The organism is Desulforamulus putei DSM 12395 (assembly GCF_900129195.1).
Taxonomy (GTDB): domain Bacteria; phylum Bacillota; class Desulfotomaculia; order Desulfotomaculales; family Desulfotomaculaceae; genus Desulfotomaculum; species Desulfotomaculum putei.
This window is the reverse complement of the sequence record NZ_FQUY01000031.1, coordinates 1-25,233: the sequence shown is the minus strand read 5'-3', so window position 1 is coordinate 25,233 and position 25,233 is coordinate 1. Positions and strand designations below refer to the sequence as shown.

Annotated in this window: 22 protein-coding genes and 2 rRNA genes; 20 read left to right on the top strand and 4 right to left on the bottom strand. The window is 47.1% G+C overall.

The window, feature by feature from the left end:
- The first annotated feature begins 2 nt into the window (after positions 1-2).
- Positions 3-119: ribosomal RNA gene (gene rrf / locus BUB67_RS14330) — 5S ribosomal RNA — on the top strand.
- 179 nt (positions 120-298) lie between these two features.
- On the opposite strand, the gene BUB67_RS14325 is transcribed toward rrf (BUB67_RS14330), so the two are convergent.
- Positions 299-865: an HPP family protein gene (locus BUB67_RS14325; RefSeq protein WP_073240080.1), complete on the bottom strand. Its 567-nt coding sequence runs from the start codon at positions 863-865 to the stop codon at positions 299-301.
- A 320-nt stretch (positions 866-1,185) separates the two neighbouring features.
- Here BUB67_RS14325 and BUB67_RS14320 point away from each other — a divergent pair, with 320 nt between their 5' ends.
- The 7 genes from BUB67_RS14320 (at position 1,186) to BUB67_RS16995 (ending at position 9,155) form a co-directional block, all read left to right on the top strand.
- Positions 1,186-2,400: an anaerobic nitric oxide reductase flavorubredoxin gene (locus BUB67_RS14320; RefSeq protein ID WP_073240079.1), complete on the top strand. Its 1,215-nt coding sequence runs from the start codon at positions 1,186-1,188 to the stop codon at positions 2,398-2,400.
- Between the two features lie 357 nt (positions 2,401-2,757).
- Complete coding sequence (locus BUB67_RS14315; RefSeq protein ID WP_073240078.1) at positions 2,758-2,910, top strand: rubredoxin; 153 nt, start codon at positions 2,758-2,760, stop codon at positions 2,908-2,910.
- 305 nt (positions 2,911-3,215) lie between these two features.
- A 5S ribosomal RNA gene (gene rrf / locus BUB67_RS14310) occupies positions 3,216-3,332 on the top strand.
- A 272-nt stretch (positions 3,333-3,604) separates the two neighbouring features.
- Positions 3,605-4,195: a TetR/AcrR family transcriptional regulator gene (locus BUB67_RS14305; RefSeq protein ID WP_073240077.1), complete on the top strand. Its 591-nt coding sequence runs from the start codon at positions 3,605-3,607 to the stop codon at positions 4,193-4,195.
- Between the two features lie 57 nt (positions 4,196-4,252).
- Complete coding sequence (locus tag BUB67_RS14300) at positions 4,253-5,362, top strand: efflux RND transporter periplasmic adaptor subunit (protein ID WP_073240076.1); 1,110 nt, start codon at positions 4,253-4,255, stop codon at positions 5,360-5,362.
- Positions 5,359-8,454, top strand: a complete 3,096-nt coding sequence (locus BUB67_RS14295; protein ID WP_073240075.1) for an efflux RND transporter permease subunit — start codon at positions 5,359-5,361, stop codon at positions 8,452-8,454. Before BUB67_RS14300 ends, BUB67_RS14295 begins: the two co-directional genes overlap by 4 nt.
- Before the next feature lie 530 nt (positions 8,455-8,984).
- Positions 8,985-9,155 carry a hypothetical protein gene (locus BUB67_RS16995; RefSeq protein ID WP_238457069.1) on the top strand — a complete coding sequence of 57 codons (171 nt, stop codon included), beginning with the start codon at positions 8,985-8,987 and terminating at the stop codon, positions 9,153-9,155.
- A gap of 190 nt (positions 9,156-9,345) precedes the next feature.
- On the opposite strand, the gene hcp is transcribed toward BUB67_RS16995, so the two are convergent.
- Both hcp and BUB67_RS14285 read right to left on the bottom strand, forming a co-directional pair.
- A complete protein-coding gene (hcp, locus tag BUB67_RS14290; protein WP_073240074.1) occupies positions 9,346-10,686 on the bottom strand; it encodes a hydroxylamine reductase in 1,341 nt (446 codons plus the stop codon).
- Positions 10,687-10,866: 180 nt separating this feature from the next.
- Positions 10,867-12,042, bottom strand: coding sequence for a THUMP domain-containing class I SAM-dependent RNA methyltransferase (locus BUB67_RS14285; protein WP_073240073.1), 1,176 nt, complete (start codon positions 12,040-12,042; stop codon positions 10,867-10,869).
- A 487-nt stretch (positions 12,043-12,529) separates the two neighbouring features.
- On the opposite strand from BUB67_RS14285, the gene BUB67_RS14280 reads away from it, so the two are divergent.
- The 7 genes from BUB67_RS14280 to BUB67_RS14250 all read left to right on the top strand — a co-directional run bounded on the left by BUB67_RS14280 (position 12,530) and on the right by BUB67_RS14250 (position 18,862).
- Positions 12,530-12,721 (top strand): 4Fe-4S binding protein, encoded by a 192-nt coding sequence (locus tag BUB67_RS14280; RefSeq protein ID WP_008411354.1) that lies wholly within the window; start codon positions 12,530-12,532, stop codon positions 12,719-12,721.
- Positions 12,722-12,927: 206 nt separating this feature from the next.
- The gene (locus BUB67_RS14275) at positions 12,928-13,770 is read left to right on the top strand and encodes a hypothetical protein (protein WP_073240072.1); all 843 of its coding nucleotides are present in this window, start codon (positions 12,928-12,930) and stop codon (positions 13,768-13,770) included.
- 377 nt (positions 13,771-14,147) lie between these two features.
- Positions 14,148-15,326, top strand: coding sequence for an ABC transporter substrate-binding protein (locus BUB67_RS14270; protein WP_073240071.1), 1,179 nt, complete (start codon positions 14,148-14,150; stop codon positions 15,324-15,326).
- An 87-nt stretch (positions 15,327-15,413) separates the two neighbouring features.
- Positions 15,414-16,307: a branched-chain amino acid ABC transporter permease gene (locus tag BUB67_RS14265; protein ID WP_073240070.1), complete on the top strand. Its 894-nt coding sequence runs from the start codon at positions 15,414-15,416 to the stop codon at positions 16,305-16,307.
- A gap of 3 nt (positions 16,308-16,310) precedes the next feature.
- On the top strand, positions 16,311-17,378 hold the full coding sequence (locus tag BUB67_RS14260; protein ID WP_073240069.1) for a branched-chain amino acid ABC transporter permease: 1,068 nt from the start codon (positions 16,311-16,313) through the stop codon (positions 17,376-17,378).
- Positions 17,371-18,162, top strand: a complete 792-nt coding sequence (locus BUB67_RS14255) for an ABC transporter ATP-binding protein (RefSeq protein WP_073240068.1) — start codon at positions 17,371-17,373, stop codon at positions 18,160-18,162. The genes BUB67_RS14260 and BUB67_RS14255 overlap by 8 nt, the downstream gene beginning before the upstream one ends.
- Positions 18,155-18,862: an ABC transporter ATP-binding protein gene (locus tag BUB67_RS14250; RefSeq protein WP_073240067.1), complete on the top strand. Its 708-nt coding sequence runs from the start codon at positions 18,155-18,157 to the stop codon at positions 18,860-18,862. The genes BUB67_RS14255 and BUB67_RS14250 overlap by 8 nt, the downstream gene beginning before the upstream one ends.
- Before the next feature lie 44 nt (positions 18,863-18,906).
- Here BUB67_RS14250 and speE read toward each other — a convergent pair whose 3' ends face one another.
- Positions 18,907-19,740, bottom strand: a complete 834-nt coding sequence (speE, locus tag BUB67_RS14245; RefSeq protein WP_464287309.1) for a polyamine aminopropyltransferase — start codon at positions 19,738-19,740, stop codon at positions 18,907-18,909.
- Between the two features lie 334 nt (positions 19,741-20,074).
- Here speE and BUB67_RS14240 point away from each other — a divergent pair, with 334 nt between their 5' ends.
- The 5 genes from BUB67_RS14240 (at position 20,075) to BUB67_RS14220 (ending at position 25,209) form a co-directional block, all read left to right on the top strand.
- Complete coding sequence (locus tag BUB67_RS14240) at positions 20,075-20,731, top strand: DVU0298 family protein (protein ID WP_073240066.1); 657 nt, start codon at positions 20,075-20,077, stop codon at positions 20,729-20,731.
- 134 nt (positions 20,732-20,865) lie between these two features.
- Positions 20,866-21,783 carry a DMT family transporter gene (locus tag BUB67_RS14235; protein ID WP_073240082.1) on the top strand — a complete coding sequence of 306 codons (918 nt, stop codon included), beginning with the start codon at positions 20,866-20,868 and terminating at the stop codon, positions 21,781-21,783.
- Between the two features lie 5 nt (positions 21,784-21,788).
- Positions 21,789-22,325 (top strand): methylated-DNA--[protein]-cysteine S-methyltransferase, encoded by a 537-nt coding sequence (locus BUB67_RS14230; RefSeq protein ID WP_073240081.1) that lies wholly within the window; start codon positions 21,789-21,791, stop codon positions 22,323-22,325.
- Positions 22,326-22,535: 210 nt separating this feature from the next.
- A complete protein-coding gene (locus BUB67_RS14225; protein ID WP_159431851.1) occupies positions 22,536-23,372 on the top strand; it encodes a copper amine oxidase N-terminal domain-containing protein in 837 nt (278 codons plus the stop codon).
- A 364-nt stretch (positions 23,373-23,736) separates the two neighbouring features.
- Entirely contained in the window at positions 23,737-25,209 is a 1,473-nt protein-coding gene (locus tag BUB67_RS14220; protein ID WP_143157045.1) for an IS1182 family transposase, read from the top strand.
- The last annotated feature ends 24 nt before the right edge of the window (positions 25,210-25,233 follow it).

Here is a 25,233-nt window from a genome sequence, read left to right as displayed (position 1 = left end):
TTTCTGGTGGCGATACCGGAGGGGGTACACCTGTTCCCATCCCGAACACAGCAGTTAAGCCCTCCAGGGCCGATGGTACTTGGGGCTCACGCCCCTGGGAGAGTAGGTCGCCGCCAGAATAAGTTTAAAAAACCTGTGGCAATTATGCTGCAGGTTTTTGTATTGTTTATCCGGAATAAGTTAGGTACCAGATACCAAATTTATAACTTATTTAGTGGAAGAGCAAGTTATATTTTGCATAGGAGCACAACTCGCCAAAGAGTAACCCCACGGTTATCTAGCCGTGGGGTTATGTATATTAAAACCAGTACTCGGGGTATTTTCTTTTAGAAGAACAATTGTTTATCAATACGGCTGCGAGGACCAAAAGAAAAGATCCCAACCCCACAGGAGAAAAGATATAGCTAAAACCCTGACCGGTATATACCGCCACAAAGGCTGTGGCGCCGCCGGGCGGGTGCAGGGTGTGCGTCAGGTTCATAAAAAAGATGGCCAATGTGACAGCCAGGGCGATGGTCCACCACTGGTTTCCCAGCAGTTGATACACCAGGACACCGGCAGCGGCGGAAACCATATGACCGCCTATGACGTTGCGGGGCTGGGCCATGGGTACATGACATACAGCGAATAAAAGGACGGCAGATGCGCCCAGAGAGGGTACCAGCAGCGGAATATGGTAAAAGGTATTTAACATAGAAATAAAACCAATACCTAAAAAACTCCCTATGGCAGTAAAGAAATGACTTGCCGTGTTGACCGGTTGCAAAACGGGGCAATTACCGCCGCGCATTTTCCTGACATATGACACAAATGCCTGAGATAAAGATGAATCGCCGGAACTCTCAATGGATTTGGCCTTTTCCATCTAAAACACCTCCCTTTGTATTCTACTATTTGTCAACCGGCGTAACCTGTGAGGCTGATCACAGGTTAAACGTCATATCCAGGACAATATCAATTATATACACTAATTTTAGAATTTGATAAGACTTTTGTAATGAAATCTTGTTATAGTACATGCAGGTAGAAGTCTGAAAGAAATTCTTTCATGACGTTTTGTGCCTCAAGAAAGGAATGGTTATAAAGATGTAAAAAAATTAACTGATAAGTTTGGGCGGCGTGGGAATGCTAGTGGGAATGCTATAGAAAAATTTTATGCGAAAAAACATGTGTGAGGTGGGTAAAATGTTTGAAATTAAGGACAAGATCTATTGGGTTGGTTATAAAGACTGGGAATTAAAGAAGTTTCATGGAGACGAATATTCAACTCACCGCGGCTCAACGTATAACTCCTATCTAATTAAAGATGAAAAGTTGGCGCTGGTTGATACGGTCTGGACACCCTATCATGAAGGTTTTGTAGAAGACCTGGACCGGTTATTCGGACTGGACAAAATTGACTTAATTGTTATCAACCATTGCGAGGTAGACCATGCCGGAAGTCTTCTCTATTTAATGGAGAAAATTCCCGACACTCCCATTTATTGCACCAAAAAGGGCGCCGAGATGATAAAAAAACATTTCCATAAAGATTGGAACTTTCAGGTGGTAAAAACCGGGGACAGCGTGGAGTTGGGACAGTACAAGCTGGTCTTTGTGGAGGCTCCCATGCTGCACTGGCCGGATACCATGATGACCTATGTGCAGGGGGCCAATGTTTTGCTTTCCAATGACCCCTTCGGACAGCACTATGTTTCCCCGCATTATTTTAATGACCAGGTGGATCAGGGTGAGTTGTATTATGAGGCGTTAAAATATTATGCCAATATTATTACGCCCTTTAATAAACTGGTGTTGGCCAAGATTAAGGAACTCAGGTCCCTGAACCTGCCCATTGATATGATTGCCCCCAGCCACGGCATCATCTGGCGGGACAACCCCATGCAGATTATCGAGAAGTATGAACAATGGGCCGGTAACTATCATGAAGGTTCGGTGACCATTTTATACGACACCATGTGGGGGGCCACCAAAAAAATGGCCCTGGCCATAGCTAGGGGGCTGGAGAATAAAGGTGTTCCGGCCAGGGTCATTAACACAGCCAAGTATGACAAGAACGATATCATAACGGAAGTATTCAGATCCAAAGGAATTATCGTTGGCAGTTCAACTATCAACAACGGCATCCTATCTTCCATGGCGGCGGTATTGGAAATGATCAAAGGTCTCAAGTTTAAACAAAAGGTGGCTGCTTCCTTTGGTTCCTATGGCTGGAGCGGCGAATCCGTTAAGATCATCGAAGAATGGCTCAAGGAATCCGGCTTTGACATAATTCAAGAAAGCAAGAAAATTAACTGGGATCCCACGGCCGACGAATTAAGGGAATGTGTGGCCTATGGTGAAACCTTTGCCGAAAAGATAAAAACCTTTATTACACCTGAACAGGCGGTGAAATCATGACCAGGCAATGCCTGAATCTTTCAACCATAGTGGAACTGGCTGCCGCCAACAGTGAAAAAAGTGTCCGGTATTATAAAAAATGAAGGAACAGGGAAGCCTTTGGAATTGGTATTGAGGCTAAGAAAGACGGTATCCTTTTGTATCATGAGTTTATGAACCGTTGTGTTTCCGAGGAAGCAAAAAACATTTTAAGCCATTTAATTGAGAGCGAGCAAAGGCACCTGCTGGAGCTCCGGGACTACATGTATGAAATATGTCCTATGGGGTGTAAGCATTACCATAAAAATGGAAATTATGGTAAGGGATAGCAAAAAGGCCCTGCCAAATTGTTTCCAAATATAAGGGAGGAGAGATACTATGTCCAAGTATGAGTGTGTTTGCGGGTACATCTATGACCCAGCCAAAGGAGAAGGAGACATTCCCCCCGGAACCCCTTTTGCAGACCTGCCGGAGGACTGGGTTTGCCCGGTGTGCGGTTTAGGCAAAGATGCCTTTACGGAAATGGAATAACTCACCAAAAAGAAAAGGCTTTAGCCACATGGGCTAAAGCCTTTTTATATGAACGGAGGTGTGAGGGTAACCTATTTCAGAAGACCGTCCGCAGGAGCGCCGGGCAGAGAAAGAGCCTTTTCAATGACGGGAGTAAAATTGCCTTTAGCCATTAGCTATTGGCCAGGTTAGAAGATATATGACGCTGTTACTCAAAAGCTGTTCAGTTTTGAGGGAACACAAAAAGTTTGCTAAAGGGAAGACCAAAAAGCCAACGGCTAATGGCCAAAGGCCGACCCGAAAGAATTACCAAAAAGCATAAGATTTCTGGTGGCGATACCGGAGGGGGTACACCTGTTCCCATCCCGAACACAGCAGTTAAGCTCTCCAGGGCCGATGGTACTTGGGGCTCACGCCCCTGGGAGAGTAGGTCGCCGCCAGAGTAATTTTTAGGCCCACAGTCCTTTGGGTGTGGGCCTTGTTGCATTTTTGAATTAAGTATTGCAGACAAGTAAAGTCCGCAATTATAACCTTGGGCCTTTTAATATGTCAGAAAATGAAACAGTATTGTATTTTAGGTAGAACAAAATCGAACTAAAAACATCATAAAAATTTCCCCGTTGGTCAGTATGGGGCGCTTTAATACGTATTGCAAAAGAAGGAATGATTGCTTATACTTACTAAGTAAGTACACACTTACTAGGGGGGTGTAAACATGGCCCAAAGACTTAGTTCAGTTGAAAGGAAAAGACAAATTATTATTGCTACCCTGGATATTGTTTCTGAAAGAGGTTTTGGCAACATTACCACAGCGGAAATAGCTAACCGGGTAGGGATATCTGAAGGTGCCGTTTTTAAACATTTTAGCAGTAAAGCAGAAATTTTACAGGAAGTGTTGTTTTTTATTAGAACTTCTCTGCTGACATTGGCTCAAAACATTATTAGTAAGGAAATTACAGCAGACGAAAAGCTTAAACAGATATTGTATAACATATTTAGCTTTTTTACTCAGTACCCCGGAGTACCGAAGGTCATTTTTTCGGAACAACTTCATCTGGCTGATCAAAATTTAAAAGGAATTTTGGCCGAACACGTTAAGAGCTATAGTCAAATAATTCATAATGTCATCGTGGAAGGCAGGGAAAAAGGTTTATTTAACAGAGATTGTGATCCTGAATTGGCTACAGAGGCTTTCCTGGGACTTGTTCAAGTAAATGTTTTTAAGTGGTCTATATCGGGTCATGCCTGGTGTCTTACTGATCGTGCGGATAAAATTTTTAATTATTTCATTCGAACACTGGTATAGAATATTTTTTTGCTATAAAGTAAGTGAGTACTAACTTTCCTAGGGAGGTTGAAGAAAATGATCGCAAAAAACAAAAGAATTTTAGTATTTACTGTTATTGGGATTACAGTCCTTGCAACGGCCGGTCTTTTAATTATGAAATTTAAAGGGGATCGGGGAACCCGTGTTCCCCCGGTAAAAAAAGTACCGGTGGAAACTGCCCAGGTAAAAATGGGGCCTATTTCTGCCGGTATTTCTTACACAGGAACGGTGGTTTCCAACAATGATTCGGTTATTTCGGCCAAGATAATGGGGAGCATAACCAGTTTGCCTGTCAAGGAAGGAGATAGGGTCAAAAAGGGAGATATTCTGGCTGTAATTGATGACAGCGAATACACGGGTAAAATTAACACGTTGCGCCAGCGGGTAAATACCGCAGAATTAAACTACCGGTTTCTTGACCAGCAACTTAGCAAGTACCAACAACTCTTTCAGGCGCAAGCCATATCCGAACAAAATTACCTGCAATACAAATTACAACGTGATATAGCGGCCAGCCAATTAGAGGAAGCCAAATTCGCCTTGCGGGAAGTGGAAGTGGCTTTAGAGAATGCTTACATAAAGGCCCCCTTTGACGGAATCGTAAATTCCCTGCAGAGCCAATTGGGTGATATGGCCTCGCCAGGGAAACCTATTTTGACTCTTTCCGATACCAGCCGGTTAAAGGTTCAGGTCCGGGTAACGGAAACCGATCTTGAAATGATCAAGGAAAACATGGAGGTAGTCCTGGCATCACCTCTACTGCCTAAAAACTTAAAGTCAAAGGTTGCCAAAATATTTCCATCGGCAGAACCCCAGGCCCGCACCACCATCGTTGAAGTCCCCGTACCAGAAGTAGTGTTAAAACCGGGAACCAGTGTGGATGTCAGCTTTTTAACTGGAAACAAGGAGAAGACCCTGGTGGTTCCCACCGGAGCAGTTGAGGTAACGAAGGCAGGGTCCTATGTCTACCTGGTAAAGGATGGCAGGGCTGTGAAGAAACCTGTCACTATAGGTATTAAAAGCGATAATATGATAGAAATCCTGGAGGGCATTAACGAAGATGAAGAGATCATAACCTCTAATCTGAGCAAGGTTACGGACGGTAAAGAGGTCTACGTTTTTAAGAGGGAGGGTGGCGCCAAGTGAACTGGCCGGCTTTTTCTATTAAACATAAATACACCATCTTTGCGCTGGTACTGGCTGTCATCATCTTTGGCTTATATGCCAAAGAGAATATGAAGGAAGAACTGTTTCCGGAGACAGCCCCGCCTCTGGTCAATGTTATTACCGCTTACCCCGGTGCGTCGCCGGCTGACGTAGCGAAAAACCTCAGTCAACCCCTGGAGGAGGAATTTACTACCATTGACGGGGCAAAAACCATTAAGTCCTCGTCACAGAACGGCTTGTCCATCGTTAAAATAGAATTCCATTACGGTAAAGATGTGGACGAGGCTGCTGTGGACGTGCAAAATGCCATAGCCAGGATAAGAAAAGATCTTCCCACAGGAATTGCCGAACCCCAAGTAATGAAATTCAGTTCTTCTAACAGGCCGGTATTAACCCTGGGGCTTTCCGGTAAAGGTAAAGAGTTGACTGAAATCAGGAGATTAGCCGATAACGAAATAAAGGACCGGCTGCAGTTGACCCAGGGTGTAGCGGCGGTGGATGTTATTGGTGGGCATAAACGGCAGGTAAACGTGCTGCTGGATAGGTCAAGACTGGCATCTTTCAACATCCCCCTGGAGAAGGTAGTGGGGGCCATAAAAAATACCAACATCACTGACCCCGGTGGTAATTTAATCCAGAGTGAAAAGGAATACACCGTAAGATTCACCCAGGAGACCGGGGATCCTGCTGCGCTGGGGGACTTGATTATTGATAACCGTGGCGGTAAGCCGGTTTACCTCAGGGACGTGGCTACCATTCAGGACGGTACGGTGGAGAACAGAAGTGCCTATCGTCTGAAAGGAGAGCATTCCATCGCCATCCAGATACTGAAAAAGGATGATGCCAATACGGTTGAGGTGATAGACCGGGTCAAGGATAAACTGGAGGAAATGAAAAAGGACTATCCGGATGTTACCTTTGCCGTGGCCGAGGATGACTCCATTTTTACCAAACAGGTGGTGGACAATATGTCTGAAACCACCAGGGATGCTTTAATCTTAACCGCTTTGATCGTACTTCTCTTTTTGGTTACCATTAATGAATCCATTGTTGTGGCTTTGTCCATGCCCCTGTCCCTGCTGTGTACCTTGGGCATGATGTTGGCAGCAGGAATGTCCCTTAACCTCATCACCCTGTCAGCCCTTATTCTCAGTGTGGGTATTGTGGTGGACGATGCCATTGTGGTGGTGGAAAACATCATGAGGCACTGCCATGACCTGGGTAAGGACATTAAAAGTGCCGCCATTGACGGGACCAATGAAATTATGTTGGCCAATGTGGCCGGGACGTCCACCATTATTATTGTGTTGATACCCCTTCTTTTTGTCACCGGGTTCGTGGGTAGGGTTTTCGGCCCCATGGCTATGACGTTGATCTTTGCCATGATCTCCTCATTGCTGGTTTCCCTGACCATCATTCCTCTGTTAACTTTTCTGCTGGGTGGAAAACGGTGGGAAAGAGGGGAAAGGGTTGTTGCCATGGTCATTTCCCCCTTTACCCGGGTTGTAGATAAATTAAGGGATTTTTATGTAAGGATTTTGGGTATAGCCATGAAAGCACGTTTTATTACGGTGCTGGTGGCCGCGGGAATTTTTATTTTAAGCCTCAGGTTACTGGGTATCGTCGGTATGGAGGTACTGCCTAAAATGGATGCCGGTACTTTCTTTATATCCATACAAACATTTCCGGGCACTTCCCTGGAGAAAACCTCGGAGGTGGTGGGACATGTGGAAGAACTGTTGAATAAAGAGAAAAACGTCACCAGCTATAGTACCCAAATCGGTTACGAACCGGGCGGGCACTACCTGGGGGACAACGGGGCCATGGGCGTTTCCCAGGCTTTTGTCTCCGTTACTCTGAACAGCAGAAAGGAACGCCAGGAAACGATCTGGCAGATTGAGGACAGGCTGCGGGCTGAAATAGAAAAGATACCAGATATAGAAACCTTTGTCATCAAAGAAACCGGGGGTACTGCTAAATCCACCACCGTGGCGCCCATTGATATCAAAATATCAGGTGAAGACAGCGAAATATTAAATCATTTAGCAGAACAGGTAATGGAAAAAGTTAAGGGGATACCCGGCGCGGTAAATCTATATAAAAGTTGGTCTTTAAATACTCCGGAAATAAATGTTGTCGTTCATGAAGAAAGGGCTACCCGTTTGGGCTTATACCCGGCCAATGTAGCTCAAGAGGTTTTTGCCGGTCTGGAGGGTATGAAGGCGTCTGAATTACAGGTAGTTTACGCAAAAAATTCAGATATCAAAGTACGCTACCGGGAGCAGGACAGGCAGTCACTTGGAGATCTGTTATCGGTAAATATTACCTCTCCCATGGGTATTAGTATACCCCTAAGGGCTGTAGCCACAGTGGAAACAAGCAAGGGGCCCAATGTGGTGACCGGGGAAAACCTCCAGAGAACGATCAATATTTACGGCTACACTCTGGACCGGCCCTTTAGCCATGTGATTAAGGACATTCAAAAGGAATTGGACGGCATGGAAATACCCGAAGGTTACAGTGTGCAGATCGTGGGAGAAAACGCCGACCTGAAGGAATCTGCCGGGGATTTAGGAAAATCCCTGGTTATGGCCGTTATCGGCGTATACCTGCTGCTGGTGGCCCAGTTCCGCTCCTTCCTGCACCCGGTAACCATCATGTTCACCATACCAATGGTTTTTATCGGCGTAGCTTTGGCTCTTATGCTAACGGGTAAGTCGGTATCGATGTCAGCTTTTCTTGGCGTAATCCTGCTGGTGGGTACCGTGGTGAGAAACGGTATTGTGCTAATTGACTATATCAGGAAGGCCAGAGAAACGGGTATGGACAGGGGTACCGCTATAACCGAATCAGTAAAAATAAGGTTCAGGCCTATCATGATGACCGCCATGTCTAACGTGGCAGGCATGTTTCCCTTAGCCGCCGAGTGGGCCCTGGGTTCCGAACGTTTTTCACCTCTTGCCACCACAGTTATTGGGGGGATTCTGACCGGAACATTGTTAACTTTGGTGCTGATTCCGGTAATTTATTCATTATTTGATGATGCTTTTAATCTATTCCTGAATCCGTGATGATTTTAGAATAAATAGTTCCATACGAAAAAAGGCGCAATATCTACCCTGCCTGCCAGAGCAGAAGTGGAAGACATAATGAGGCAAGAGATTAAAACTTTATAATAACAGGAACGGGCTGCCTGATGGCAGCTCGTTCTAATGAAGAGGCAGTCGTAGCGTTGAATACTGGCAGGAGGTCGGGTAATTTTGTGTGGACAACTACTGTAATTGGACAATTAACGCCACGGACACCGAGTTGATTGAACCTGGTAGGGAGTACTTTTTTAAAACCCAAAGTCCGGATATTTCCTTTTCGATGAACAATTATTGAACATATGATTGCTCCCAGCCATGGCATTATTTGGCGGGACAACCCTATGCAGATTGTTGAAAAATATGAGCAATGGGCCAGCAACTATCACGAAAGCTCCGTAACGATCTTATACGACACCATGTGGGGGCCAGTAAGAAAATGGCCCTGGCTATGGCCAGAGGGCTAGAAAACAGTAACAGCTTCCTTTGGTTCCTATGGCTGGAGCGGGGAGCCTGTGAAGATCATTGAAGAATGGCTTAAGGAATCCAGCTTTGAAATTATTCAGGAAAGCAAAAAGATTCACTGGGATCCCACAGCTGACGAATTAAAGGAATGTGTGGCCTATGGTGAAGCCTTTGCCGAAAAGATCAAATCTCTTCTTACACCTGAACAGGCGGTGAAATAGTGAACAGAGACCCCTGCTGTAACCGCCATGCCTTGGCGTACTCTCAGGGACAAGCACCCATGGGGGGCACAGGCGGGCGGAAGCCAAGCCTCTTCTTTTATCGAAAGTAAAAAAAAAGGCTTTAGCCACATGGGCTAAAGCCTTTTTATATGAACGGAGGTGTGAGGGTAACCTGTTTCAGATCTACATATTAACCCAGCATTTTAGCCAGGTCGGCTTTGGCATCGCCGCTGATCAGTTGCAGGTTGAAAGTCTTTTGCAGCACTTCAACCACACCGGGAGTGAGGAATTCGGGAGCCTTGGGACCAATATAGATGTTCTTAATACCCAGGCTGAAGAGACCTAACAGGATGGCAACAGCCTTTTGTTCGAACCAGGATAGTACGATGCTTAAGGGCAGGTCGTTGACGCCGCAGTTGAAGGCTTCAGCCAGCGCCAAGGCAATTTTTACTGCAGAACCGGAGTTGTTGCACTGGCCCAGGTCGATGAAACGGGGGATACCGGTTCCTTCGATGGTGCCGAAGTCGATGTCATTGAAACGGAACTTACCGCAGGATGTGGTAAGAATGATGCAATCCTTCGGAATGGCCAGAGCCAGTTCGCGATAGTAATCTCTGCCTTTGGTGGGAGAATCACAACCGGCGATCACAAAGAAGCGTCTGATTTTACCGGCTTTCACAGCTTCAATGATCTGGGGAGCCAGAGGCAGCACGTTCAGGTGGTGAAAACCGGTGGTAAAGGTTTGCACTTCCTCGGAAGAACCGTTTAATTTGTTGACAATCTTCTTCCATAGACCGTCCGCAGGAGCGCCGGGCAGAGAAAGAGCCTTTTCAATGACGGGAGTAAAATCCAAACCTTCAATCATTTGTACGCCTTCCAGACCGGTGATGCCGTAGCAGAACATGCGGTCAGCGTAGGTGGCATCTTTTCTGATGGGCATGACGCAGTTGGTGGTGGCCAGAATGGCGCCGGGGAAAGCCTCAAACACCTGTCTCTGGTCATACCAGGCTTTACCTACATTACCCTTCAGGTGCTTGAACTTTTTCAGTTCGGGATATCCATGGGCAGGCAACATTTCGGAGTGGGTGTAGACATTAATGCCTTTGCCTTCGGTTTGTTTGAGCAGTTCCTTCAAGGCAAGCAGGTCATGACCGGTTACCAGAATGCATTTGCCCTCTACTTTGTCGTTGGTAACGGTAACAGGGGTGGGAACACCCAGGGTATCAAGGTGGGCTTTGTCTAAAAGCTCCATTACTTTGACAGTGGCAGTTCCTACTTTTAAAGCCATTTTAATGGTTTCATCCAGGTTAAAGTTTACGTTGGTTAAGGTAGAGAAAAGGGCCTCTTCCATAATTTTGTTGACTTCCGGGTCGGTGTAGCCCAGTTCCCTGGCGTGGTAAGCATATGCAGCCACACCCTTGAGACCGAAAATTATGGTATCCTGTAAGCTGGCAATGTTTTCGTCCTTGCCGCAAACACCGATTTTGGTGCAACCGCCTTTGGGGGTTTGTTCACACTGGTAGCAAAACATACTGTAAATTCCTCCTTTTATATTTCCGGCTAGTTTGCCGTGTTTTGTTTTCTGGTGTAATCATACCGAAATAAAAGGAGGCAGGATGTGACTGTTGTCATCAAGGGGCTGTGATTTTAGTCACAGTAAAAAGCAGAGCTTACCTTACAGTAAGACTCTGCTTTTCTGGTGTATATTTGTTCAATCAATGTTTTCTTGGACCGGAGGTTCTTCCGGTCTTTGAGGTCTGGGTGGACGGGGGCCAAAATACTGATAGTACTGGCATTCCATCCTACCGTTATAAAGTTTTCGTTTTTTATCGGCTTTCCGGCCAAAGAAACGCTCAAACTTTTCAAAGGAGGAGATCACAAAGCAGGACCAGGTATCCAACGTACTGTAGGTTTCACCCAATTCCCGGGTAAGTTTTTCTACCTCCGGCATTTCGCCAAGCCTTTGACCGTAGGGGGGATTGGTAATAATAAAACCGTACTTCTGCTTGCTGCGAACCCTGGCTACCGGGACCCGCTGGAAATGGATCGAATCCTCAACGCCGGCCTGCCTGGCGTGGTAGCGGGCCAGGCTTAAGACCTCATCATCAATGTCCGTGCCATAGATGCGTAACTTGACATCCCGGTTTTCTTGTTCCAGCGCTTCTTTTCTGGCCTTGACCCATAACTCCCTGGGGATGACGGGCCAGGCCTCCGCTGCGAAATTCCGCCCGATGCCCGGGGCGATGTTGTGCCCGATTAAAGCAGCCTCAATGGGAATGGTGCCGGAACCGCAAAAGGGATCCAATAAAGGGCGGTCCGGGTACCAGCGGGCAATGGAGAGGAGGCCCGCCGCCAGGGTTTCTTTTAGAGGCGCCTGGCTGGACAACTTACGGTAGCCCCTTTTGTGCAGGCCAACCCCGCTGGTGTCAATGGTCAGGGTGGCAATGTCCTTTAATAAAGCCACTTCGATGGTGTAACGGGGACCGGTTTCGGCAAACCATTCTTTTTTATAGGCTTGTTTCATTTTTTCAACCACAGCCTTTTTTACAATGGCCTGGCAGTCCGGGACACTGTGCAGTTGGGATTTTACAGACTTACCTTCCACCGGGAAATTGGCGTCTTCCGGCAGCCAATCGGGCCAGGGCAGAGCCCTGGTTTGCTGGAACAATTCCTCAAAGGTGGTGGCTTTAAACTGGCCCATTTTCACCAGGACCCGGTCCGCCGAGCGAAGCCAGAGATTGGTTTTACAAATGGCCATTTCATCGCCGAAGAAGGTCACTTTGCCATTGTCCACGGTGACATCGTATCCCAATTTTTTTACTTCATGGGCCACCACCGATTCCAAACCAAAGGTGGCGGTAGCAATGAGTTCAATAGACCTTACCATAATATGCTCCTTAAACAAAAATTTCCGCTAAGGGTTAGCTTATCACGTTTAAAGAAAGAATATCAAGCATAGGCGAACAAAAAAGAGGCGGCGGGGGCCACCTCCGTCTGTTATTTTGTTTCTCCCAACATCCTGGCCAGGTCTGCCCTGGGGTCGCCGCTGATGAGATTAAGGCCGAAATTCTTTTGCAGCATTTCTACCGGTGGCAGCATTTTTTTCATTTTTTCCTCGGCGGGCTTGCCTTCCGGTTTTTTTCTTTGCCTGTCAGTTTATCAAAAAAGCTGACCAATCCCTATTACCTCAATTCTTTTTTTTATTATTCGCTATAGTTTTTGAAGTATACTCAAGAAAAACAGCAGGATAGGGATGTTAATTCTGTTAAAAAATTAAATTTTTATATTGAAACTGGTCTGAGGTTCAAGCATAATAAAATTAACCCAACTGGTGTCTAACCAGTTATAAAAAATTAAAGGGAGGAACTCAACCTATGTATGTAGTATCTATCGACAGAGATAAGTGTGACGGCTGCGGCGCCTGTGCAGATGCTTGCCCCGCTGGTATCCTTGGTATGCTGGATGACGGTAAAGCTGATATTACCGGCGAACCCGAAGAGTGCATGGGCTGCGAAACCTGTGTGGCCACCTGCCCCAATGAATGCTACACCGTAACCGAAATGTAATAATGACCCTACTTTAAAATAAAAACCGCCGCCAGGGCGGTTTTTATTTGACCTTTTTGTAAAACCTCCGAAGAACCGGGCGGAAATCCCTGGCTTTACCCCGTATAGTGGCATCCTGTCGCAGTTGGTGTCGGAATAAAATGCTACAATTGTTAATATTTTACTGGTATAATTTAACAAGACAAACATAAGAAGGGGTGCCTATAGTGGGAAAAAAAGTCACATTTTCAGAAGGAGCCGAACTGTTAGGGGTGCCAATCAGTACGATCAGTAAGTGGTTTAGCCAGGGATTGTTTAAAAATGTGGAACTGGATAGAAAAGGCCCCGGCGGCCCCACATATTTGCTTAGATTAGAGGAGTTATTGGCTATTAAAGATGCCCTGGATGCCGAGCGCAGGGGGGAAGAAATGGCCAAACAAGAAATAGCCGCTGCCAAAGAAAAGAAAAACCAGGAAGATCTTGAGGAAAACCATCCCAAGAGGAGATTGAGCTTGGTTAAATCAACGGCTGGAAGTAAAGCCCCGGAGGTCTCCGACAGTGAACCCGGCAAAGAAATTGTGCTGAAGATTCAGGAAGATACCGCAGTGGGGCTGATAAATACGCTGATCAATACCTTAAATAATTTTGAACAAAAGTTTCTCCGGCATTTGGAAGAACAGGCGGACAGGAACGCTCTTAAATACAATACCATGGCCATTGAACACCTGGAGACCTTAAGGGATATGTCCTCTAAAATGGAGAAAGTGGTGGACGCGCTGCTTTCCATACCTAAAGTAAATGAAGATACCGCAAAGGTTGTTAATGAAATTAAAGAAATGCTACCTGATATCAATCATATCACAGAGGCCAACAAAGGGACCCAGGAAAAATTGGAAGCTGTAGGTAAGAAATTGGAAAAACTGAGTGAAGAAATCAAGGACACCAAGTGGGCTGTTGTTAAACTGGCCCGGGATCATAATAAAATCGGTAAAAAGGTTAAAGGCGACAAGAAAAAGCTGAGTTTTGGTTTGGTAAACGGCATTGGTAAAATTTTTGGTTTGGGAAAATAATACCTGTACTTGAAGCATAACTTTACCGGAAGGCAAAGTTATGCTTCAAGTTTTTTTAAGGATTGCCCCGGCGGAGCGAAATAAAGCAATCAATTAACAGAATATTACAAATATAATACTGCTCTTTTGTTGACTAAAGGATTAAACAAGTTGTTCACTGTCAAATGACATATGTCCATCAAATAATACTCTGTGGTACAAATATTAACAGATAATTGATAAAACTTGGCCAAAAGGTGTTCCTGTGGCCAAATGTTAGATTGATTCTTTGTACAAAAAATAATAGTATACGGTTTAGAGATTTATATCCACCGTGAGAGGACAAGCTGAAGGATATGGGTCTCTTACATAATTTTGGGGAGGTTAACGGAGGAACCATGTTTAAGAAGAAGTATTTCACATTGATCGCCCTTCTGCTGGTGGCGGCAATGGCCCTGGCAGGTTGTGGCGGTGGCGGCGCAGAAAAGAAAGAAGCTGCCAAAGATTCCGCATCCGATGTAATTAAAATCGGTGTTTTTGAACCCCTGACCGGTACCAATGCTGCCGGCGGCGAAATGACCGTTGAAGGTATCAAACTGGCTAACCAGTTGTTCCCTGAAGTCAACGGCAAGAAAGTTGAATTGGTGATCGTAGACAACAAGAGCGAAAAGCAGGAAGCAGCCAATGCCGTTGAGAGATTGGTAAGTAAGGATAAGGTAAACGTCATTATCGGTAGTTACGGCAGTTCCCTTTCCATGGCCGGCGGCCCCATTGCGAAGGAGGCCGGAATACCGGTAATCGGCTGCTCTCCCACCAACCCCGCAGTAACCCTGGGCAACGATTACTACTTCCGCGTTTGCTTTATTGATCCCTTCCAGGGTACTGTGATGGCCAACTATGCAGTTGAAAAGCTCGGCGCCAAGACCGCTGCCATCATTCAGGATGTCCAGCAGGACTATTCCGTTGGCCTGAGCAACTACTTTGAAAAGGCCTTCAAGAAGTTAACCAACAACGAAAACGCTATCGTAGCCAAGGTGAACTACAACACCGGTGACAAGGACTTCTCTTCCCAGTTAACCACCGTTAAGGCTAAGAACCCTGATGTTATCTTTGCTCCCGGTAACTTCCTGGAGTGCGGTATTTTGGTAGAGAAGGCCCGTGAACTGGGCATTACTGTTCCCATTCTGGGCGGCGACACCTGGGAAGCTGAAGAATTCTTAAGCCGTGTGAAAAACACCAAAGACATTTACTTCAGCACCCACTTTGATGCCGATCACCCGGTAACCGAGATGTCCACCAAATTTATGGAAGAGTACAAAAAGGCTTACCCCGGCAAACAAGTGAATGCTTTCGGCGCCCTTGGCTTTGATGCCTATATTCTGGCCCTGGATGCCATTAAGAGAGCCGGTTCCGCCGATCCCCAAGCGATCCGTGACGCCCTTGCCGCCACCAAGGACTTCCAGGGCGCTACCGGTATCATTACCTTGGATGCCAACGGTGATGCCACCAAGACTGCCATCATCAAGAAAGTTGTTGACGGTAAATTTGCCTACGAAGGCAAGGTTGAGCCTAAGTAATCAAGTTACAATCAATGTCCCACGACTCCCCTCCTGCCTGCAGGGGGGGAGTCGGTATTATGTTGTGTGTTTGGAAGGAGTTATAACATGACAGGAGAAATATTTCTGCAAAATCTGGCCAATGGCATTTCTTTGGGCAGCCTGTATGCACTGATTGCCATTGGCTATACCATGGTTTACGGTATCCTGCGATTAATAAACTTTGCCCATGCCGACCTTTTAATGGTGGCGGCCTATGTGGCCTTTTACGGCATCCTGGTTTTTACTCTACCCTGGTGGTTGAGCTTTCTGATTGCCATTGTGGTTACCGCGATCCTGGGGGTCAGCATTGAAAAGGTTGCCTACCGGCCCCTGCGGGATGCGCCGAGAATTTCCGTCCTCATTTCTGCCATTGGCGTTTCTTTTTTGTTAGAAAACCTGGGCATTGTGGCCATTGGCGCCCGTCCCAAATCCTTCCCCCGTCCCGAAGATATTGTATGGAATATCAATATCGGTGATATTTCCTTCCTGTCCTTAACCATCATCATCCCGCTGATTACCGTTATTCTGCTGGTGGCGGTTACCTATATGGTTAACAAAACCAAGATAGGTACAGCCATGCGGGCCGTTTCCCGAGATTTCGAAACCGCCAGCCTGATGGCTGTTGATGTGAATAAAGTGGTCAGCGCCACCTTTGTGGTAGGTTCCAGCCTGGCTGCCGTGGGCGGCATCATGTGGAGTCTGCAGTACCCCCAGATCGACCCGCTGATGGGCGTTTTTCCCGGTCTGAAGTGCTTTATTGCGGCGGTCATGGGCGGCATCGGCAGTATTCCCGGGGCCATGCTGGGCGGCTTCATCCTGGGCATGGGAGAAGTCTTCCTGGTGGCCTTTATGCCCGAGCTTTCAGGATATCGGGATGCCTTTGCCTTTGTCATCCTGATCTTTATTTTGCTGTTTAAACCCACCGGCATTCTGGGTGAAAATGTAGTGGAGAAGGTGTAGGCCATGGACAGACAGAAAATAAAAACATTTTTAACCTTGGGTTTGGTGTTGCTGAGCTGCCTTGTGCTTTTTTGGGGTGAGCAATACTTAGGAAAATTTAGTACCAGGGTGCTGAACCTGGCGGCCATCTTTGTGATCCTGGGGGCCAGTATGAACCTGGTGCTGGGTTTTACCGGGATGTTTTCCCTGGGACATGCAGGGTTCATGTGTGTGGGAGCCTATGTTTCGGCCATATTAACCATGTCGCCGGAGAGCAAAGAGATGATTTATTTTATGGAACCCATCATCTCCCCCCTGGATAAGATTCACTGGCCTGTGTTTCCCGCCATCTTAACGGCCGGGCTGGTAGCTGCCTTTTTTGGCTTCTTGATCGGTTTTCCGGCCCTCCGCCTGCGGGATGATTACCTGGCCATCGCCACGTTAGGCTTTGGAGAAATCATCCGGATTATCGTGACCAACACCATTAGTATCACCAACGGTTCCCTGGGACTGAAAAATATTCCCCCCATCAAGAGCCTGTGGGTATACTGGGGCTTTGCCATCGCCACCATCTGGATCTTAAAACAGTTGATTAACAGCAGTTGGGGCTATGCCTTTAAAGCCATCCGGGACAATGAAATTGCCGCCGAGGCCATGGGCATTGATATCTTTAAACACAAACTGATGTCCTTTACCATTGGCGCCTTTTTTGCCGGCCTGGCAGGCGCCCTGATGGGCCATTTGATTACCTCGGTGGACCCCACCATGTTCAGGTTCTTATTTACCTTCCAGATATTGCTGATCATCGTCCTGGGAGGCCTGGGCAGCCTGACCGGTTCGGTGATTGCCGGGGTTTTGGTGACGGTCATGATGGAAGTGCTGCGATTTGTGGAACAACCCATGAATTTGTTTGGTTTGCAAATTCCCGGCATTCCGGGGATGCGGATGGTCATCTTTGCCCTGTTGCTGCTGGTGGTCATCCTGTTTTACCGCCAGGGCCTGATGGGAACCAGGGAATTCAATTGGGACTGGGTACTGGACAAAGTGGGCGTAGGTCGCCGCAAGGAAAAGGGGGTCGGGGTAGATGGCTAATCCATGGCAAAACAGTATATTGGTTACTGATAACATTACCATGCAGTTCGGGGGCTTAAAGGCGGTTTCCAACCTGGCCCTGAACATTGCTCCCCGGCAGATCGTCGGTCTCATCGGCCCCAACGGCGCCGGCAAAACAACAGCCTTTAACATGATTACCGGGGTCTACAAACCCACTTCCGGCAAAATCACCTTTGACGGCAACGATATCACAGGTCTTAGACCCAATCAAATTACCGAACTGGGTATTGCCCGCACCTTTCAAAACATTCGCCTTTTTTCCAGCATGAGTGTTCTGGAGAATGTGTTGCTCAGCAAACACGTGCGGCTGAAGGCTACCCCCCTGGAAGCCATTCTGGGTCTGCCCAGGTATACCCGGGCGCGCAAACGGCATATAGAAGAGTGTATGGATTTGCTGGAGCAGGTTCAACTGGCGGACGTGGCCCATGAAAAGGCTACTTCGCTTCCCTATGGCAAGCAGCGGCGCCTGGAAATTGCCCGTGCACTGGCAACCCAGCCCAAAATGATTTTGCTGGACGAACCCGCAGCGGGCATGAATCCCCAGGAATCCTTGGAATTGATGGAATTCATTGCTAGGATCAGAGAGCAGTTCGGTTTAACGGTCTTAATGATTGAACACCATATGGAAGTGGTTATGGGCATTTGCGAGCACATTGTGGTCCTGGACCACGGGGAAACCATTGCCCAAGGCACGCCAACGGAAATTCAAAACAACCAGCAAGTCATTGAAGCTTATCTTGGGGCGGTGGATGAAAGTGCTTAAAATAGAAGATTTGCATGTGTATTACGGTGGGATCCATGCGCTGAAGGGAATTACCCTGGAAGTGCCGGAAAATAAAATTGTCACCCTGGTGGGGGCCAACGGGGCCGGTAAAAGTACCACCCTGCGGGCCATCAGCGGTCTTGTGCCGGTGGCCAGGGGGAAAATCACCTTTCGGGGAGAGGAGATCACCAGAACCAAAACCGCTGAGATCGTAAAAAAGGGTATCACCCTGGTACCGGAAGGGCGGCGCATATTCGCCAACCTGACCGTGCTGGAGAACCTCAACATGGGGGCCTATGCCAGAACTGATAAAGAGGAGATCAAAAGGGATATTCAAAGGATCTACGAGATGTTTCCCCGCCTGAAGGAGAGGGAGTGGCAGGCTGCCGGCACCCTGTCCGGCGGGGAACAGCAAATGCTGGCCGTCGGCAGGGCTCTGATGTCCCGGCCTGCGCTGCTCATGATGGATGAACCTTCCCTGGGTCTGGCGCCTTTGCTGGTGAAAGAGGTGTTCCGGATTATTAAAGATATTTACAGCAAGGGCATGACCATTTTACTGATTGAACAAAATGCCACAGCAGCGCTGCAAGTAGCCGACTACGGTTATGTGTTGGAAACCGGCAATATTGTTCTGCAGGGGCCGGGCAAAGAGCTGGCCGCCAACGATGAAGTGAAAAGGGCTTACCTAGGCAAAGCTTAAATTTACAGCCAATAAAAGGCGACCGGAAGGTACCGGTCGCCGTGTTATTTGATCATTTGTTCAATATATTTCGGAAGTACAAAGGCGGCCCGGTGAATATCCGGGGTATAATACCGGGTCTCTATGGTGGCCATCCTGTCCGAATTTATGTTATCAAATTTATATTTCTTTGAACCAATGGTAAAGGACCAAAAACCGGCAATATAGGTGGGTTCGCAGGTCAGGTAAGGACTGCTATGGGGAAAAACCTCCTGGATCCCCTTGACGGCTTCTGTGAAATGGGAGCTAAAGGTAGGGGAACCGGTTTGGGAGACCATAATACCGTCGGCTTTTAACGCATTAAAAACATCCCGGTAAAAATTCTTTGTGAATAATTCCAACGACGGGCCAACGGGATCGGTGCAGTCCACGATGATGACATCGTACCGGGAGGCATGCTGTTTCACGTATTGCAACCCGTCCACGATCTTGATGTTAACTTTTTCGGAGTCCAGGGCAAAGCTGATTTGCGGCAGCCATTCCTTGCTGACCTCGATGACCCGTTCGTCTATTTCAACCAGTTCAACGGTTTCCACTGCAGGGTGTTTTAGGACTTCACGAACCGTCCCGCCGTCCCCGCCGCCGATGACCATGACCCGTTGAGGCCGGGGGTGGAGCATCAATGGCACATGGGCAATCATTTCGTGGTAGATAAATTCAAAGCGGGTGGTGGTTTGCACCGTGTTATCCAGTAGAAGGGCACGCCCCAAATCCGGTGATTCCACTACAGCGATTTCCTGGTAAGGAGACCTTTCGCTATGCAGGATTTTGTCTATCCGCCAGGAGACCTTGTACCCTTCGGTATGGTTTTCAGTGAACCATATGTCCAACACAAACATCCCTCCCAAAGCTTTTTGATTTATTATGAACCTGCTTAAAGGAATAAAAAGTCGCGCAAAAAACACGCTATCTATTATAACATAATTATTTTATTTTTGCCAAGTGCTTGAGCTGTGTGTGGTTGATTTAAACGTTGAAAAGGAAAAAAGGTTCCTGGCCAGGAACCCAGAACAGAGGAGGGTGGTTGTCTATTAATAAAATGTAAAACATAGACCTCACAATAAAGTTACGAGGATATTACAAATCCATTAAAACGATGTCGGTGACGTAAAGGAGAATAGCCGTTCTGTGATACAATGGACTCACCCAATATGGTCCACAGGGGTGAAAAGTATGTCCTTACGGGAAGAAATAGATCGCTTACTGAGCGAGAACAGATATGAAGAGTTGGTTGAACGGGCCCTGCAAAACCAGGGGATCATCAAATTCTTGTTCCGGTTTTTCTACCATCCCTACGGGGTTCAGCGGTGGCAGGCCATCGAAGGGCTCGGCCGGGTTGCCGAAGCCCTGGTCCAAAAGGATCCCGAGGCTGTGAGAGAGATCATCCGGCGGCTTCTCTGGTCCATGAATGATGAATCCGGCACTGCCGGTTGGAGCGCCCCGGAGGCCATTGGCGAGATCATCTACCGCAACCCGGAGTTATTTAAAGACTTTGTTCCCATTGTGATCAATGCCTCTGAAGAGGAAATTTTCCATCGGGGCATTGCCTGGGCTCTGGGCAGGATCGGTCAGAAGCGGCCTGACCTGGTGCAGGAGTCTATACCTTTATTGCTGGAGTTCTTACATCACCCCAGGGCCGAGGTGCGGGGCTATGCCGCCCGGTCACTGGGACAAATTGGTCCGGCCGCCGGGCAAGCCCTGCCGGGTCTCGAGCAGTTGTTGGATGACCGGACTGAGGTTGAGGTGTACGAAGGAAACCAGGTTGTTACGCTACAGGTACATCAACTTGCCAGAGAAGCGATCTCTAAAATAACCGGTGAAGCATCATAACAGAGTGGAGCGAAAGACCATCACCCGGACTTTGGAGTCCGGGTTTTTGTATACCTGAATGGATGCCGGTGCAAATGCAGGAGATCACTAACCCTCTGAAGAAAAGTATTTTATCAGGAAAGTGGGGTGTTGTCATGCAGCGTTCGGAGCAGCCAATCATGAATCCGTATCTTGTGGTCCTGCTCGGGGTCCTGGCAGTGGGGTTTTCCAGTATTTTTACCAAGCTGGCCGAGGCGCCCCCTTTGATTATCGCTGCTTACCGGCTGGGCTTTACAGTTTTGATCATCGCCGCCCCCACCTACTTTACCGGTCGCCGGGAATTACGGAACATCAGCAAAAAAGATTTAGCCTTTGCCTGTTTATCCGGGGTGTTCCTGGCCCTGCACTTTGCGGTTTGGATCAGTTCCCTTCACTATACATCTGTGGCCAGCTCGACGGTTTTAGTGGCCATGCAGCCGCTTTTTGTTATCACCGGCGGGTACTTTTTCTACCGGGAGCGCATTAACAAGGTGGGGCTGCTGGGAGCGGCCCTGGCCCTTGCGGGCAGTGTGATCATCGGCATCAATGATTTTCAAATCGGCGGCCAGGCCCTCCGGGGCGATCTCCTGGCCTTTGCCGGAGCGGTCTTTGTTGCATGTTATGTTCTGATCGGCAGAAATTTAAGAGCCAGAATGTCCTTGCTGCCCTATACCTTTCTGGTATACGGGGCCGCAACCATTGTTCTGGTTGTTTTAAACATATTTTACGGTTCCTCCTTCTACCCTTACCCGACCATGACCTGGGTATGGTTTGTTTGTTTAGCTGTTTTCCCCACCATTTTTGGTCACTCCCTTTTTAATTGGGCCCTTAAATATGTGAAGGCAGCAGTGGTGTCAGTAAGTACCCTGGGTGAACCGGTGGGGGCCACCATTTTGGCCTGCTTCATTTTCGGTGAAATTCCCAGTCCCCTGCAGCTGGCAGGAGGCGGTATTATTCTTGCCGGGCTTTATCTATTTATTAACTCCCAGCGGAAAGCGGAACCGCTGGTCTATTCTATACAGGAGGCGAGGTGATCGTAATGAACCTTCAGCTTGTCCATACCCCTTGGGGCTGCTCGGCTGCAGCCTGGGAAAAGGGGCTGCTGGCAGGAGTCACCTTACCCCATGACAATGAGAAAGAGGCCATCGGGACCCTGGCAGGTTATTTAAAGATCCGTCAGGACAGATTGATCAACGAAGTTTTGGAGAAAACAGACGAGCTGCAGCAGCGCCTGGCAGAAGGGCTGGTTGATTATTTTGCCGGAAAGCCCGTTGCCTTTGATCTTCCCCTTCTCTGGTCCAGGCTGACCCCCTTTCAGCAAAGGGTATTAAAAGTGGTTAAAGAGATTCCTTACGGTCAGGTTATCAGTTATGGCGAGATTGCCCGGCAAATCGGCTGCCCCGGGGGGGCTAGGGCGGTGGGGGGCGCTGTGGGCTCCAATCCCTGGCTGCTGGTGGTGCCCTGTCACCGGGTCCTGGCCGGTAACCGGCAATTAGGGGGCTTTAGCAGCGGCCTGACCTGGAAAGAAAAACTTTTAAAGCTGGAAAACATCCCTTATAAAACCAGCCACGGATAAAGAGTGAGCTGGTTTTTTATTTTGCCTATTCAAGTCGGGGACGGTTCTTGAACTTGAATTGCCGGCAATAGGCAGGAGGCATAAGGGTTCCTTTTTGCATGCAGGGCGGCTGCCATAGTATTAGACATATATATACAATAAAAGTGGTAATAAATGGTAATTAGTGTGCATAAAATCTTACCTAGAACTTATATTTTGCGGGGTGGTTTTGTGCACAAAAAAATACTGTTGCTGCTGACATTGGCGCTGCTGGCAGTTCCCTTGCTGCCGGTTTATGCAGGCGCCGCCCTGGAGTTGGACGGTAAGCTGTTATCCGACGGAGACCCTGTTGTTATTGAGGGACGTCTAATGGTGCCTGTCAGGCCGGTGTTTGAAGAGTTAGGGTATGCCCTGTCCGGCAATTTGGAGGAAGGAATCGTTCTGGCCCAAAAGAAGAATCATAAAATTGAAATCTGCCTGTGGGAGCCCAAACTGGTGGTGAATGGTAAAGAAATGTCCTTAACAGCAGCTCCTCAACTGATCATGGGTAAGACCTTCCTGAGTGAACAAGATCTTGCCAAACTGTTAGACTTGCAAAATTTCCGCGCAAAGGGTACAGATCAGGTGGTTTTGTTTAGCAAACCGGAGCTGACCAGGGAAGGTGTCATCCGTCACCTGCTGGCCGCCGACAGACAGCTGATGCGGGCGGAGTATTATAACAATCAGGAGTTTCTGGCACAACATAATATTGCTCCATCTCCTAAAATTGTAACCAGGGATGATTTAATCATGCTGTTGGGACGGCACTGGTCCGCCCATTTTATTGAAAACCTCTGGGCGGCCGGTTCCCGAGACGGACAGTATATAGGATTTTTCAGTGAAGGATCAATACCCCTGCTCTATAGCAAAGAGTTGGCAGTAACCGAGTTAACCGGTACAGGGGCAAAGGTGGAGGTTAAATTACCCCTATGGGGTAATGAGGACATGACCCGTTTTGAGGAACGAGTTTATACTCTGAACAGGGACAAGGAAGGGAACCTATTAATCACCAATGTTGAATGTAAATAATCTTTAACAGTCTTAAAGGCCCGTACGGGCCTTTGCTGTTTTACAGTGTCTTTGATCTGTTTATTTCTAATCATCCCATTTGCCCCGCATAGACCATCTGGATAAAACAATGATGCCAATGACCACCAGAATAAGCAACAGTTTCCCCATATTTATCACCCCATTACCTCTTCTTTAAAGAATGGCAAATTCCTTTTGAAAAATACAAATATTTTGTATATAAAAAAATACAGGGCCAATGAAACATTGGCCCTGTCAGACTGTCGACAAAGTAAATGTCGGCAGTCTTTTTTTGTGTCAAGACCCAAAGATGGACAATTTTCCAGTAAAATAGAAATAGAAAAAATATTGTGGGGCGATTGACATGTTAAAGAAGAAAAATCGGGCAATAACTAACCAGGTGGAATTTGTAAGCATCAGTGATTTAGTACCTAAAGATCATCTTTTAAGGGCTGTAGAAGAAAGCATTGATTTTGATTTTATATATGATGAAGTAAAAGACCTATATAGTGAAAATATCGGAAGACCAAGTATTGACCCAGTGGTACTAATTAAATTGCTTATGCTCCAAGCCCTCTATGGAATCCGGTCGATGCGGCAAACCATCAAGGAAGTGGAAGTAAACGTAGCATACCGCTGGTTTTTAGGATATGGTTTACAAGAGCAAATACCACACTTTTCAACTTTTGGAAAGAATTACGAAAGGCGGTTTAAAGAAAGCGACCTTTTTGAAAAAATCTTTGTCCATATATTAATGGAAGCCATAAAGTACGGTTTTATTAAATCAGATGCAGTATTTATCGATGCCACCCATGTAAAAGCCAGTGCTAATAAGAATAAATATGTCAAGAAAATGGCACAACACCGGGCTCACAAATATAAGCGGGAGCTTTTAATTGAAATAAACGCTGACCGGGAAGCAAACGGAAAAAAGCCCTTTGAAGATAGCAACGATAACAACAAAGATGGAGATAGTCCCAAGAAAGATAGTGTAAAAGAAATTAAAGAAAGCACCACAGACCCTGAAAGCGGAATGTTCCACAAAGGCGAAAAGGAGCGTTGCTTTGCGTATACAGCTTCTGTAGCCTGTGACCGGAATAATTTTATCCTTGGAGTAAAAGTAGCACCCGGAAATATTCATGACAGCCAGGTATTCTCTGATTTATTTCAAGAAGTCAGCGAGAAATTCCCTGAGATAGAGGCGGTTGTAGTTGACGCAGGCTACAAAACCCCTGGTGTATGTAGAGAAATCATTGAGGCAGGCAAACTCCCAGTTATGCCCTACAAGAGACCAATGACCAAGGATGGCTACTTTAAAAAACGGGACTATGTTTATGATGAGTACTATGACTGCTACCTTTGTCCCAATAACCAAGTGTTAAGATACAGCACTACTAATCGGGCAGGATACCGGGAATATAAGAGTGACCCGAAAATATGCTCTAAATGCCCCATGCGGATGCAGTGTACCCTGAGCAAAAGTTGTACAAAAGTTGTAACCCGTCATGTCTGGGAACATTACATGGAAATAGCAGAAGATATCAGACACACCCCATGGGGCAAAGAACTATACAAAATGCGTGGTGAGACCATTGAAAGGGTCTTTGCAGACGCTAAAGAAAAGCATGGGATGCGTTATACTAATTTGCGAGGCTTGAGGAAAGTCGGGCATTACCTCACGCTTCTTTTCGCATGCATAAATTTAAAAAAGCTGGCCCTGTGGAAGAAAAAACAAGGGATGCTTCCACCGGCAGTGCCTGTTTTTTCTTTGGTTTTATCTAAAATTCGTAAAATCTTCACTTTCAACCAAACACCGCTTCTAAGCCTTTCGGCCTAAAAGCGGTGTTTGTCTACAGTCTGA